This window comes from Coprococcus intestinalis (genome assembly GCF_023656595.1).
Lineage (GTDB): Bacteria > Bacillota > Clostridia > Lachnospirales > Lachnospiraceae > Coprococcus_A > Coprococcus_A intestinihominis.
Genome location: NZ_JAMOKJ010000003.1, coordinates 64,114 through 77,211 on the forward strand (window position 1 = coordinate 64,114; position 13,098 = coordinate 77,211).

14 protein-coding genes are annotated in these 13,098 nt (G+C 43.0%); 1 reads left to right on the plus strand and 13 read right to left on the minus strand.

The window, feature by feature from the left end; translation table 11 throughout:
* Positions 1-94: 94 nt before the first annotated feature.
* Positions 95-298, plus strand: a complete 204-nt coding sequence (locus NBH03_RS03145; RefSeq protein WP_015514125.1) for a DUF378 domain-containing protein — start codon at positions 95-97, stop codon at positions 296-298.
* Positions 299-402: 104 nt separating this feature from the next.
* Here NBH03_RS03145 and NBH03_RS03150 read toward each other — a convergent pair whose 3' ends face one another.
* The 13 genes from NBH03_RS03150 to miaA all read right to left on the minus strand — a co-directional run bounded on the left by NBH03_RS03150 (position 403) and on the right by miaA (position 13,086).
* Entirely contained in the window at positions 403-822 is a 420-nt protein-coding gene (locus tag NBH03_RS03150; RefSeq protein WP_015514124.1) for a hypothetical protein, read from the minus strand.
* Between the two features lie 102 nt (positions 823-924).
* Entirely contained in the window at positions 925-1,908 is a 984-nt protein-coding gene (locus NBH03_RS03155) for a serine hydrolase (RefSeq protein ID WP_250797013.1), read from the minus strand.
* A gap of 12 nt (positions 1,909-1,920) precedes the next feature.
* Positions 1,921-2,316 (minus strand): methylglyoxal synthase, encoded by a 396-nt coding sequence (locus NBH03_RS03160; RefSeq protein WP_015514122.1) that lies wholly within the window; start codon positions 2,314-2,316, stop codon positions 1,921-1,923.
* Positions 2,317-2,322: 6 nt separating this feature from the next.
* On the minus strand, positions 2,323-3,462 hold the full coding sequence (locus NBH03_RS03165; protein WP_250797015.1) for an FtsW/RodA/SpoVE family cell cycle protein: 1,140 nt from the start codon (positions 3,460-3,462) through the stop codon (positions 2,323-2,325).
* A gap of 10 nt (positions 3,463-3,472) precedes the next feature.
* A complete protein-coding gene (locus NBH03_RS03170) occupies positions 3,473-3,748 on the minus strand; it encodes a cell division topological specificity factor MinE (RefSeq protein ID WP_015514120.1) in 276 nt (91 codons plus the stop codon).
* A 15-nt stretch (positions 3,749-3,763) separates the two neighbouring features.
* Positions 3,764-4,555 carry a septum site-determining protein MinD gene (gene minD, locus NBH03_RS03175; protein WP_015514119.1) on the minus strand — a complete coding sequence of 264 codons (792 nt, stop codon included), beginning with the start codon at positions 4,553-4,555 and terminating at the stop codon, positions 3,764-3,766.
* A 77-nt stretch (positions 4,556-4,632) separates the two neighbouring features.
* Positions 4,633-7,428 carry a penicillin-binding transpeptidase domain-containing protein gene (locus NBH03_RS03180; protein WP_250797020.1) on the minus strand — a complete coding sequence of 932 codons (2,796 nt, stop codon included), beginning with the start codon at positions 7,426-7,428 and terminating at the stop codon, positions 4,633-4,635.
* Complete coding sequence (mreD, locus tag NBH03_RS03185; protein ID WP_015514118.1) at positions 7,421-7,933, minus strand: rod shape-determining protein MreD; 513 nt, start codon at positions 7,931-7,933, stop codon at positions 7,421-7,423. Before mreD ends, NBH03_RS03180 begins: the two co-directional genes overlap by 8 nt.
* Positions 7,933-8,883: a rod shape-determining protein MreC gene (gene mreC / locus NBH03_RS03190; protein ID WP_015514117.1), complete on the minus strand. Its 951-nt coding sequence runs from the start codon at positions 8,881-8,883 to the stop codon at positions 7,933-7,935. The genes mreD and mreC overlap by 1 nt, the downstream gene beginning before the upstream one ends.
* A 10-nt stretch (positions 8,884-8,893) precedes the next feature.
* The gene (locus NBH03_RS03195) at positions 8,894-9,919 is read right to left on the minus strand and encodes a rod shape-determining protein (protein ID WP_250797025.1); all 1,026 of its coding nucleotides are present in this window, start codon (positions 9,917-9,919) and stop codon (positions 8,894-8,896) included.
* 16 nt (positions 9,920-9,935) lie between these two features.
* Positions 9,936-10,640, minus strand: coding sequence for a RadC family protein (radC, locus tag NBH03_RS03200; protein WP_215689478.1), 705 nt, complete (start codon positions 10,638-10,640; stop codon positions 9,936-9,938).
* 111 nt (positions 10,641-10,751) lie between these two features.
* Positions 10,752-12,059: a methionine gamma-lyase family protein gene (locus tag NBH03_RS03205; RefSeq protein WP_227081492.1), complete on the minus strand. Its 1,308-nt coding sequence runs from the start codon at positions 12,057-12,059 to the stop codon at positions 10,752-10,754.
* Between the two features lie 67 nt (positions 12,060-12,126).
* Positions 12,127-13,086: a tRNA (adenosine(37)-N6)-dimethylallyltransferase MiaA gene (gene miaA, locus NBH03_RS03210; RefSeq protein WP_117526780.1), complete on the minus strand. Its 960-nt coding sequence runs from the start codon at positions 13,084-13,086 to the stop codon at positions 12,127-12,129.
* Positions 13,087-13,098 lie beyond the last annotated feature (12 nt).

Consider the following 13,098-nt stretch of genomic DNA (forward strand, 5'->3'; position numbering starts at 1 on the left):
CCCTTTTTCACAAAATTATCATAAAGTACACATAATCTTCAATTTTTATTCAATAATAATGATATCATGCCGCTTCGCGAAAGGAGGAATTGACATGGAAAGGAACTGGCTTGACATTACAGCTCTGATACTGATCATCATTGGAGCTATTAACTGGGGACTCATCGGTTTTTTTGAATTTGACCTGATCAGCTACTTCTTCGGCACACTCACTGCTGTGACCCGGATTATTTTTGCCGTTGTGGGCATTGCCGGTATTTATTCCCTGATCCTTTTCTGGAAACTCAGGACAAATTAATCCTTTTCCGGGGAAATGAAATGGCTCCATACAGAACAAAAACAGCAGAAATACCACTTAAGTACTTCTGCTGTTTTCTTCTAAATCATGATATAATATCCAAATTATAAGGAGATAACGATATCCTTCTTAAACTCTTCTGGAATATTATCCGCATCAATGGAAATACTGATCGTAAAATCTACATTGAACTTCTCTGATACATCTGCAAGTTTAGATAATACGTAGCCAACATAATCATCAGATACGCTTGCAATTGTCAGGAAGCTATCAAAGAACATATGCTCCAGATCTCTGTCCTGTGAAATCAGACCACAGATAAATCCAATAAATGCATCATATGTATCAATCGGGAAATCGCCAACATTGATCAAACGAATGCGGTTGCTTAATTCATACATATGCTTGTTATTCTTGTCGAGATAGACAACACTGCCGTTTGCAGCCTTTACTGCTTCATTCGCTTTCTGAATCAAGAATTTTGTTTTACCTTTGCCTTTTACACCTGATATAATCTGTATCATTGTAATCTCCTCCTAGCTTATGCACGTAAATTATATTTAAATTTAAAAAAATTTAAATATATTTGTCTTAATTATAGTATAAATTGTCTAAAAATACAATGCTTATTTGCTAATATCTGATAATAATTTTGACATACTCGAATAAAGCGTATCTTTATCCGGACAACCAAGCAAAACGGAAATATAACCGTTTCCTGAGCCATCCTCCACATAAAGAATCAGACACAGTCCTGCATTATCTGTTGTACCGGTCTTGCCACCAATAATGCTGACGCCTTCGGGCGGTGTCTTGTTGCCCAGCAGATAATAATTTGTCGAGTCATACGTCTGCTGCACTTCCTGCCCATTCCGTGTAAATACAGCGGTATAATGTGCCTGATGAATCGCATCCTTAAACAGATCATACTTCAGACATTCATTGAAAATCAAATAAAGATCATAAGCTGTTGTATAATGATCCGGATCATCCAGACCATTCGGCGTCACAAAATGTGTCTGCGTTGCACCAAGCCTCTGGGCTTCCGCATTCATCTTGTCACAAAAAGCCGGTATATCTCCCCCGCTGACTGCAGAAGCTACGGCATTGGCTGCATCGTTGCCGGAATAGATCAGCATACAATACAATAAGGTCTTCAAAGTCATCTTATCTCCGGCTTTAAAACCGCACACCTGTGCATCTGCGACATCAACATTCACATCATCCGTCAAAGTTACTTCCTGATCCAGATCCTGAACAGTCTCCAGTGCCACCAGCGCTGTCAGAATCTTGGTAATGCTGGCCGGCGGCATCTGTGTATAAATATTCTTCGCCGTGATGACCGTCTTATCCGTTGTGCCCGTCAGAAAAATTTCCTTGGCGTCAAGCTGTGAAAGTGTCTCCTGGTTGATGCCGTTCTCACTGTCTTCCACCGATACAACACCTAGGTTCTCCGCAAAGCCTTCCCAAGCCTCTATATTCAGCATGGAAGCCGCATCTGCAGTCTTACTCGCCGTCACAACTGTATAGGGCTTCAGATACGCTGTCTGGCTCTGGCATCCGCATAACAGTACACTGCATATGCAGGCTGCTGTTAATATTTTCTTCATTCTCTTCACCTGTTATTTATAAAATTCACGCCATTCCAGATCGCCTCTGTCCAGAGCCTTGATCAAAAGTTCTGCTGTTGCCAGGTTTGTTGCGATCGGAATATTATGTGCATCACATAAGCTGACAATTGCGTGGGCATCCGGTTCATGACGCTTTGGCGTATACGGATCCCTCAGGAAAATCATCAGGTCAATGTTGTTATGTTCAATCTGTGCACCTAACTGCTGTTCCCCGCCGAGATGTCCGGCAAGAAACTTGTGTATATTAAGATTCGTCACTTCTTCTATTAAACGCCCTGTGGTGCCTGTCGCATATAATTCATTACGCGCCAGTATTCCTCTGTAAGCGATACAGAAATTCTGCATCAACATTTTTTTTGTATCATGGGCTACTAAACCAATGTTCATAAAAACTTACCTCCTGTTCCGCTGTAAACCAACATTCAAAACTAAACCAATACATATAAAATTACTCAGCAATGAACTCAGACCATAACTGACGAAGGGCAACGGAAGCCCCGTATTCGGCAGTATGCCTGTTGCCACACCAATATTGACAAAAGCCTGGAATGTAATAATACCGGCAACCCCCGATGCGACCAGGTGGCCTCTCATATCTCTTGCATCCTTTGCAACACGCAGGCATTCGATCACAATTAATAAAATGAGCCCTATGACAACACAACTTCCTATAAATCCCAGTTCTTCTCCGACAACTGCGAAAATAAAGTCTGTCTGAGGCTCTGATATGAAATTGCCTCCCTTGACGGATGTAATCGTATTATTATCAAGTCCCTTACCAGTGAGCATACCTGAGCCGATCGCCATAATGGAATTATATTGCTGATTATAGGTTGTCAAAAGATAATCCGAAGGATTCAGGAAACTGAGAACTCTATTAAGCTGATAATCATGTAATAAGATCTGACCGGGCTGCTGGATATACCAGATCAAAATACCGCCCAACGGCAGGGCTGCACCCAGTATCGCACCGATAATCTTATAACTGATACCGCCAACAAACATCAATGTACAAAACAAAAATGCAAAAACCATTGTTGTCGAGAGATCCGGCTCCCATGCAACCAGAAACATCGGAATCATATATAAAATACCAATCCTCAGAATCGTTGCCAGACTGTTGATCTTCTCCTTCTGCTCACTGATCAGATGTGCAAAAATAATCAGCATGATCACCTTGCTGAGCTCTGATGGCTGGAAAGTACCAAAAGGCCCCAATGAAAACCATCTTCTGGCACCATTCACACTAATACCAAAAAGCTTGACAGCAATCAACATACCTATATTAATAGAATACAAAAACCATTCGAATTTTGCAATATAATTATAGTCAATAAGTGAAAAAATTATCATGACGACCGATCCACCGACAAAGCCTATGAGCTGTTTAGCGGCGAAACCATCGGCTGCACTGTTAATAACGAGTATACCAATAATACTTAGCACCCATACATATAAAACCAGTCTGAAATTATACATATGGATATTATATTTATTTGTGTGATACTGTAATATTTTTCTTCTTTGTAACATTTTTCTCCTATCATACCGAATGACGGTTTATTTCCTTAAAAGGCACATAAACAGTCAGAAGCGGTGACCTGGACCGATTCTGATTTTCCTTTTGTGTAATATGAATATCAATATTCTGAATGTCTATTTCGACATATTTGCTAAGTGCAGATACAATATCTCCTCGAATACTATCTGTGATCTCTGTCGGACAAGCTATTCTGTCCGACAGAAGCAGCTGCTTTAACCGGCTGCTGGCGACTTTACCGGAAATCTTTCTTTTTCTTCCAAACAGAAATGAAAACATCCTGACAGCTCCTTTCTATCTGTGAATCAGATAATCCGCAACCCGGAAGAAAAAGCTTTTTCTTCGAGGGTAACAGGCCAGGGGAACATCTTCTCCCATGATACGTCTGCAGATATTCTCATAGGCTTTTCCCGCAGGCGTATGATAACCTGTCAATGATTCCCCCTGATTGGCAGCAACAACCACATTTTCATCATCCGGGATCACACCGATCAGATCCAGTGACAAAATATCTACAATATCTTCTATACTCATCATATCTCCCCGCCTTACCATGTCAAAACGAATCCGATTAATGATCAGATTAATATTTTTGATATGGGATGCTTCCAGAAGACCCGTGATCCGATCCGCGTCCCGGATGGCCGATACCTCCGGTGTTGTCACGATTAATGCACGATCTGCCCCGGCAATGGCATTGTAGAAGCCTCTTTCAATGCCTGCAGGACAGTCAATCAGGATATAATCAAAATCATCTCTCAGCTGCTCGATCAGCTTTTTCATTTGTTCCGGCGAAACACTTGTCTTGTCTCTCGTCTGCGCGGATGGAAGAAGGAACAAATTCGGATAACGTTTATCCCGGATCAGTGCCTGCTTGATCCGGCACCCGCCTTCGATAATATCTACCAGATGATAAACAATCCTGTTTTCAAGTCCCATGATCACATCCAGATTTCTTAAGCCAATATCTGTATCGATCAGAATTGTCTTCTTATCTGCAGCAGCTAAACCTGCACCGATATTGGCTGTTGATGTTGTTTTTCCTACACCGCCTTTACCTGATGTAATGACAAATACTTCTCCCATGCTCATACCTCCCAAAAACCATTGAATCCTTTTATTTTTAGATCATTGTTTTCTTTTGTATGTTCATGTCCGTTGAATTAATCCGCCTGAATATTCTGATCCGGAATATTCGCTGTTCTTGTTGCCGAACCGGATATATCATCTGAAGCATTCTTTTCCGGCACACCAAAATAGTAACACATCAGATCCGCATACAGATCCAGTACATTTGAAGAACCATGACCATTCGGAATGATCAGCGTTGCGGCAACCTCCGGATTCTCATAAGGCGCATAACCAATGAAAAGTCCATGGTTAGGCAGTTTCTCTGATACCTGCGCCGTACCGGATTTACCTGCCAGAGTCACTTTCAGTCCGCCCATTTGTGAACGGTAAGAAGATTCATTACATACCTTATACATACCTGTATGTACCATATCCCATGTGCTCTGTTTCAGTTCAATCTTGTTGGTCAGCTTCGGTTCATTTTCCTCCAGTACATTGCCCTCACTGTCGGTAATCTTATCCAGAATGGATAACTGATACAAATTGCCGGAATTGGCAATAGCTGTCACATAGCGTGCCAATTCAGCCGCTGTATAGTTGTGGGTTGCCTGTCCAATTGCTGAACGGACAACACTCTCATCGGAAATTCTCGGGGTTGTCTCCGGAAGCTCAAGTCCGCTGACGGAATCCAGTCCGAACATCTTCGCATACTTGGCTAAAAGAGCCAGACCTGTTGAATCATTCAGTTCGGTTGTATTATTCTTCGAGCCCAGCCTGTAACCCACTTCATAGAAGAAGTAGTTGCAGGAATATTCTATCGCCTGTTCAACATTGATGGTGCCATGTCCCGCTGAATTCCAGCAGTTGGCATGCGGCACAACCTTTGTATACTCTACATAGTCTGTGATATAAGTGTCTGCATCAATCACGCCTTCCTCCAGACCCGCAATGGCTGAAATCGGTTTAAAAGTTGAACCCGGAGCTAATGTCTGCTGCGTCGCACGGTTATATAAAGGTGATGATGAATTATTGATCAACGATGCATAATAGCTGACATTATTGATCTGATTGGCATCATAACCCGGATAAGATACCAGAGCCTTGACTTTGCCGGTATTAATATCCGTCAGGACAAAGGAACCTGAACAAGGCGGAAGTGCCAGCATATCCGGTGTGATCTCAAGATTATAAATCTTATTGTACATAAAATTCTTTGCGGAAAGACTGCCGGAAAGGAGGCCCTGATAATCATCATCCTCTTCCAGTACATGCTGTGAATACAATAAAAGACAAATGTCTGTACCGTTTATATAATCACTCTCCAACATATAATAAATGGCCTTTTTTTCGAAGCCTTCATATAAAGGGAGTTCCTGTGCCACATATTCAATCAATGCCTGATAGATCTCATTGGTATCCAGATAATCGCTCTCCAGATTCAGTGCACTGACATTGACGATATCCTTCGTGATGGCATAATCAAGCAGCTCATTAAAACTGATGCTTCCGTCATTCCATTTAGCCAGCGTTTCGTCATTATCATCCAGATCACCTGTATTCAATATAGACTTATCCTTCAGCATGGAATAGGTCATTAAAAGATAATCCTTATACTCATCATCCAATTCTCCAAGTGCCGTGTCCATTTTGCTGTCCAGGGAAGAGGCAATGGATGACTCGTAGTTTTTATAGTCCTTCCAGAAACTCTTCTCTCTGTCATCTGCATCATCTGCACTTAAATGAGACAAACTGATGACATTATTATCAATCAACGCATAGTAATATTCTTTGATTGGAATCATAATATCACTGCCTGTGTTTGTCGTGGTATCTGACATATAAGTCAGCAGGATACCCGCAATTCGCTCCTCCAACATATCATAGGCTTTTTTCTGGAGATCTGCATCGATGGACAGGTAAACGTCCTCACCCGGAATAGGATCTTCCTTTTTTGCTACTTCCAGAACACTTCCCAGACTGTTGACATACAATTTCTGAGAACCTTTCGTCCCCTTCAACTTGGATTCAAAATAGGATTCCACACCGGTCTTGCCAATCTGATCATTAAGCGAATAGCTGTCATTTCCCTCCTCTTTATACTGAGCCAGTTCATCTTCGGAAATCGATCCGATATACCCTGTAATGTTAGAAAAATATTTGCTGTCCGCATAAACACGTGTATAACTCTGTTCCACCGATACACCCGGCAGATCCTCAGCATTTTCTTTGACTGCAGCCACCAGCTGATCATTGACATCATTAGCCACTGTGATAGACAGATATTTCTCATAACGTTTCATCCAGAGATCAAAGCGAACAGAAAGAATCTTCAATGCCTCTTCCTTTGAATAGGATTCGTCCAGATTGAACAGTTTCTTTCCTCTCATATACGCATAAACATCCTCAGCAGTCGCATTCGTCTGTTCATCCGTCAGTTTCTCTGAACTATAAACGTCCTTTTTGAATCTCAGAACGGTATTCTCACCTGCATTAAAACTCAACGTTCCTGAAGCGTCCATTTCAAGTGGAATATCATAATTCAATGTGTTGCCTGTTGATTCAATAAAACCGATCAGCTTGGCAATCATCGTATTTCTCGTCTGATTATCTGTCAGCAATGTGCTGTCCTCTATCGTGATAGCATTCGACAACTTGTTGTACGCCAGCGGCACCCCGTTGCAATCATAGATGGTGCCTCTCGGGCTCTCTATTTCTGTGTCCTTCTGAATACGATAAGTAAACGTATTCAGATAATCTTCGCCATTGATGATCTGAAGCTGAAACAGACGGTGAATAAGAACAGCCAGCAGTATCGTATAAACAACGCCCAGGATAAATGTTCGTGTTTTAATAAAACTCAATATATCTTCCAGCAGATTTTTAAACAATGAGATTCTCACTTCCTTTTTTCTCTAAGTGCTCTGTTATCAGTAATATAATTCGATAAAGGAAAACAGCGATAATCACTGTATAAACAGCCTCCGGCAGGATGATCCTCCGCAAATAAAACAATACATTCAATCTGCCTCTGATCATAAAACCGAAAACATACATATAAAATCCATAAAACAGATCTGCTGCTGCAATCATCAGTACGGGAAATGTCAAATCCTCTTTGTAAAAAAGGCGATTACCAATACCTGTCAAATAGCCGCACAGCATATAACCAAAGGCGTACATGCCGATATACGGTCCAAACATCAGATCAAGCAACAATCCGCAGCAAAATCCAACAAGACATCCCTCAAGACTGCCATTGATAATGGCAATCGATGCTGTCAATATAATCAGAAGATTCGGCACAACATCTGCCAGACTGAGATGTACAAAAAATGAACACTGCAATAAAAGAAAAAGAAGAATCAGACCGCCATAGGCCAATATCTTTTTCATTATTCACCCTCCTCGCTGCTGTCCGTCGAATCCGCCGTATCACTTTGTGTCTCGGATGTACTCTGCGTATCCGATGCAACGGTTTCTGATGCACTTCCTGTTTCTTTCATATCCTCTTTCAGCTGTTTAATAACAAGGACATTGGACAAATGCTGGAAATCCACCGTCGGTGTCAGTTTGGCACTGAGCGTCAGCTCTGTATCATTCTCTGTCACATCACTGATGTAACCGATCAGAAGTCCCGGGAGATATTTATCACTGATATAGGAAGTGACCACCTCATCACCCTTGACAACCGTTGAACCCTTTGTGATCAATTCGACATCCAGCAATCCGCTGTCCATCAATGTCAGATCACCATTGACGATACAGATATCCCGGTTCTTGCTGATCATACCGCTGACATTGCTGGCATCGTCAATGATACTTCTAACAACTGCCGAATTGGCATTGACCTGTGTAACAATTCCCACAAGGCCATTGCCTGCGACAACATTCATATCTTTCTTAATACCGTCAACGCTTCCCTTATTGATCGTGAAAGTATCATACCAGTTGCCTGCATCTTTACCAATGATCCTTGCACCTGTCATATCATAAGAGGGATACTTCTCAGACAGCGCCAGAAGATCCAGCAGATCCTCATAATCGGACAGATTATTCTCCATAGCTGTCAGCTTTGCCTGAAGCTTATCTACTTCATTATTCAGCTCCTCATTTTCATTCTGGAGCTGCGTCGTCTTATGTTTTCTCTGGACAATACCTGCTGTAAAATTACCAAAACTATTGATGCCCTCCTGCATAGGCGCCATCAGCGAATTGACGATCGTACCGGCTGCAGGCATCGAGAAACCACGAAACAGGCTTAAACCAATACCGGCAATACACAAAAGACTTAAGGCCGCAAGTACATACTTCGGGTTTATTTTATTTTTTTTGTTGTTCTTCATATTCATTCCTCTATTCAAAAGCTGCATCTCTCAATGAGAATGTCAGATCCTTATAATCGGATGCATGATCCATGATCACCCCAAGCCCTCTGGCAGTACTTTCAAGGGGCTTCGGTGCAAAAACAACCTTCACACGGAGGGATGCATTAAACAGTCTGTCCAATTCAGGAATTAATGTCGTTCCGCCTGTAAAATAAATGCCGTTCTCAATGATATCTCCGGACAATTCCGGTGGAATTGTCTCCATAATGTTGCGGATTGTCCGCACAACCTGAAACAGATAGTTCTTCATGGAATCAAAAACAAGATGATCTGAAACTTCTGCTTTAGACGGAAGTCCTGTAATCACATCTCTTCCAAATACTGTTTTGCCGCGTCCCTGTCCGGGAATTGCATGTCCCAATTCCAGTTTCAGATACTCGGCGGTCTTATCCCCGATCACCAGATGATGACGCTCCTTCACAAGCTGACAAATGGATGCGTTAATGGTGTTGCCACCCACTTTCAGCAACTTGCTGACCACAATTCCGCCCATGGTGATGACTGTGATCTCTGTTGTACCAGCACCCATATCCACAATCATCATACCCTTTTTACTCTTGACATCTACATTCTCCCCAAGAGCTGCCGCCAATGGTTTTTCTACAACAAAAATATTATGCGTATTATAAGCGGAGTGCGCAATAAGATCGAAATAGGCCCGTTTCTCCACCTCCGTCACATCTGACGGTACCGCAAGATAAAAGCTGTTATTTCTCATGAAGCCCGTTGTACATCCGCACTTTTTCAAAAGTGCCTCTGCCACTTTGTTCATATTGTTAACGTCTGCGATCACACCGTCTCTGACCGGATTCGAGATCACAATGGATGCCGGCGTCCGCTCATACATTTCAAATGCATCATTCCCGATTGCCGCTACTTCTTTCTTTCGCTGTATGGCAATCATATTCTTTTCATATACGACAAGTCCATGTCCGCCCTGAAAAATCCTGATATTCATTGTTCCAAGGTCGAGACCGTATTTTCTTCCCGCCAATGGTGTTTCCCCTTTCCTAATGGTTCCAACTTCCGCACAGACTTGTAAAATGTCCGCTGCCGATAATAATATGATCAATCAGCCGGATACCTATCAATTCGCCCGCTGATCTCACCTTTTCTGTTGCAGCCAGATCTTCTCTGCTGGGTGTATCATCACCGCTGGGGTGATTATGTACCAGTACAATGCTGACTGCACCGGCTTTCAATGCCTGTATAAATATCTCTCTCGGAGCAATTAAAGAAGCATTGACCGTGCCCTTGGTAAGAAGGCACTCACTGATCATATGCTGTTTGGTATCCAGCATCATCACATGCACTTCCTCATGTCCCAGGCGGCACATATAAGCCATATAATAATCCGCAATTGACTGCGGTGTTGTGAAAGCATAACTCTCACTGAACTGAATGCGGGTCATCCTTCTGGACAACTCGCAAACAGCGGCCAACTGAACGGCTTTGACCCGTCCAATGCCGCGTATCTTCTGAAAATCTGCAAGTTCAAGCCCCATGATCCCCTCAAGGCCCGGACAGGATGGATTCAAATTCAGCAGTTGTACAGCCAAATCCATCACCTTGTCCCCTCTGGTTCCTGTCTTGAGTATAATAGCAAGAAGCTCCGCATCGGAAAGCGTCCCTGCTCCGTTTTTCTCACACTTTTCATAAGGCCGTTCCGTAACCGGTAACTCCTTCATTGTCAGATGTTTTTTGATTTTCTGCATACTGCTGCTCCTTTCAATTCAGGCAATCGGAGCTTCACAGTTCATTTCATTTTATCACAAAAGGATTCTCATGTATACACAGTTTACTGTAAATCCTTTCTGACAAAAATCTTACAAAGGCAGATGCACTAATCCAGCCTCTTTCATTTTCTGAAGTGACATCATAATACCGAATTTACCATGGTGCCATGTCAGACCGCCCTGGAAATAAACCGCATACGGTGGCTTGATCGGTCCATCCGCACTCAGCTCGATGGATGAGCCTGAGATAAAGGCTCCGGCCGCCATAATAACATCGCAGTCATACCCCGGCATGGCCCATGGCTCCGGTGTCACATAGCTATCCACCGGTGCAGCAGCCTGAATACCTTTACAGAACGCGATCACGCCTTCTGCCGTTCCCGGTACAACAGCCTGAATAATATCATGTCTGGATTCTGTGCTGTTTGGAACCACTTTAAATCCGAGACTTTCGTAAATATTCGCTGCAAAAATAGCGGATTTCAAAGCTGAAGCCGTTACCTGAGGTGCCAGGAAAAGTCCCTGATACAGTGCCCGGTTCACGCCCAGATTCGCACCTAACTCTTTTCCAAGCCCCGGTGCTGTCAATCTGTACGCAGCTCTTTCCACACAATCTTTACGTCCGACAATATAGCCGCCACTTGGCGCAAGGCCACCGCCTGGATTTTTGATCAGAGAGCCGACGCACATATCCGCGCCCACATCCGATGGTTCAATCGTCTCTACAAATTCTCCGTAACAATTATCAACCATACAGATCACATCCGGTTTGATCTTCTTAACAAAGCTGATCAGTTCACCAATCTGCTGTACAGAGAACGTCGGACGCGGCAGATACCCTTTTGATCGCTGGATCGTTACCAGTTTTGTTTTCTCATTGATGGCTTTTTCAATGGCCGGATAATCAAAAGAACCATCCTCCAGAAGTTCTACCTGACGGTAAGTCACTCCGTATTCTGCCAGAGAACCCACTTCCGGGCGGATACCAATGACGCCTTCCAGCGTATCATATGGTTTGCCCACAGGTGATAAAAGTTCATCCCCCGGTCTGAGATTGCCGGATAAAGCAACCGTTAATGCATGGGTACCACAGGTAATGTGCGGGCGCACAAGGGCATCCTCTGTATGAAAAATATCTGCATATACTTTCTCAAGGGTATCTCGTCCGTCATCATCATACCCATAACCTGTTGTGCCTGCAAAATGTCTTTCACTGACTCTGTTCTTCTGCATAGCATGAATAACCTTCAGCTGATTGTATTCAGCAACCTGATCAATTGCCTCAAAACGTTCTTTTAATGATTTCTCAATCTTGCTGCAATAATCATACACATCTTCATCCAGATGCAGATGTTCATACAGTCCTTTTAATTCATATTCTATCTTATCGTTTGTCATTGTTTTCTCCTTAATATAATAACGCATCTTCGGAACCTGTTTACAGATCCTGATGCTGTCTTTCCTATTATATGATACAAGATCCGTCTATTATGCCTTTTTGGCGAAGGATATGTATCATATCTGTCAGTATAGCCTCTTTCCCGTCATATTGTGACTGATCTATCCACAGCACTTCCCGTTCTCTCTTAAACCAGGTCAGCTGCCTTTTGGCAAAATGTCTTGTATCCCGTTTTAATATATAAACGGCTTCCTCAAGGGTTATCTCCCCATCAAGATAAGCTAATATCTCCTTATATCCCAATCCCTGCATAGAGACAAGACTTCTATCGTATCCATGTTCTTTTAAACTCCGAACTTCTTCGACAAGGCCTTCCTCCATCATTTGATCCACTCTCTTGTCAATCCGGTCATACAGGATCTCCCTTGGCCGGTTCAAAACAAAATAGGCAAAATTATAGGGTGATTCTTTCTGCGCTTCCTGCTCATTATGTTCGGAAATCTTCTGACCTGTCTGGTGGAAATACTCCAACGCCCGAATGACTCTCTTTGTATTATGACCATGAATCTTCTCTGCTGATTCCGGATCCACTTTCTTCAACATCTCATAAAGTTTTTCCGGACCGTCCTCCTTAGCTGCCATCTCTTCCAACTGCGTGCGATAACCGTCATCTTCATTCTCTTTGAAATCAATATCATTCAGAATCGCCTGAATATAAAAGCCTGTGCCGCCGACAATTATCGGAACATGGCCATTGGCTCGGATCCTGGCCATGGCCTCCCTGGCCATCTGCTGAAAAATAACAACATTAAAAGATGCATCTGGTTCCAGCACATCCACAAGGTAATGGGGTATTCCCTCCATCTCCTCCGGACGGATCTTGGCTGTGCCGATATCCATCTGCCGGTAAACCTGCATAGAATCCGCAGAAATAATCTCACCGCCAATTGCTTTGGCAAGTCCAATGGAAAGTGCTGTCTTTCCGGAAGCTGTCGGTCCGGTCAGTACAATGAGTGGCTGTTTCATGTTTCATTCTCC

Coding starts and splice junctions, on each gene's coding strand:
- radC (WP_215689478.1), bottom strand. CDS start 10,640: ATGCAGAAAATCAAAAAACATCTGACAATGAAGGAGTTACCGGTTACG.
- NBH03_RS03155 (WP_250797013.1), bottom strand. CDS start 1,908: ATGAAGAAAATATTAACAGCAGCCTGCATATGCAGTGTACTGTTATGC.
- NBH03_RS03150 (WP_015514124.1), bottom strand. CDS start 822: ATGATACAGATTATATCAGGTGTAAAAGGCAAAGGTAAAACAAAATTC.
- NBH03_RS03165 (WP_250797015.1), bottom strand. CDS start 3,462: ATGTTACAAAGAAGAAAAATATTACAGTATCACACAAATAAATATAAT.
- NBH03_RS03160 (WP_015514122.1), bottom strand. CDS start 2,316: ATGAACATTGGTTTAGTAGCCCATGATACAAAAAAAATGTTGATGCAG.
- miaA (WP_117526780.1), bottom strand. CDS start 13,086: ATGAAACAGCCACTCATTGTACTGACCGGACCGACAGCTTCCGGAAAG.
- NBH03_RS03145 (WP_015514125.1), top strand. CDS start 95: ATGGAAAGGAACTGGCTTGACATTACAGCTCTGATACTGATCATCATT.
- NBH03_RS03170 (WP_015514120.1), bottom strand. CDS start 3,748: ATGTTTTCATTTCTGTTTGGAAGAAAAAGAAAGATTTCCGGTAAAGTC.
- mreD (WP_015514118.1), bottom strand. CDS start 7,933: ATGAAAAAGATATTGGCCTATGGCGGTCTGATTCTTCTTTTTCTTTTA.
- mreC (WP_015514117.1), bottom strand. CDS start 8,883: ATGAAGAACAACAAAAAAAATAAAATAAACCCGAAGTATGTACTTGCG.
- NBH03_RS03205 (WP_227081492.1), bottom strand. CDS start 12,059: ATGACAAACGATAAGATAGAATATGAATTAAAAGGACTGTATGAACAT.
- minD (WP_015514119.1), bottom strand. CDS start 4,555: ATGGGAGAAGTATTTGTCATTACATCAGGTAAAGGCGGTGTAGGAAAA.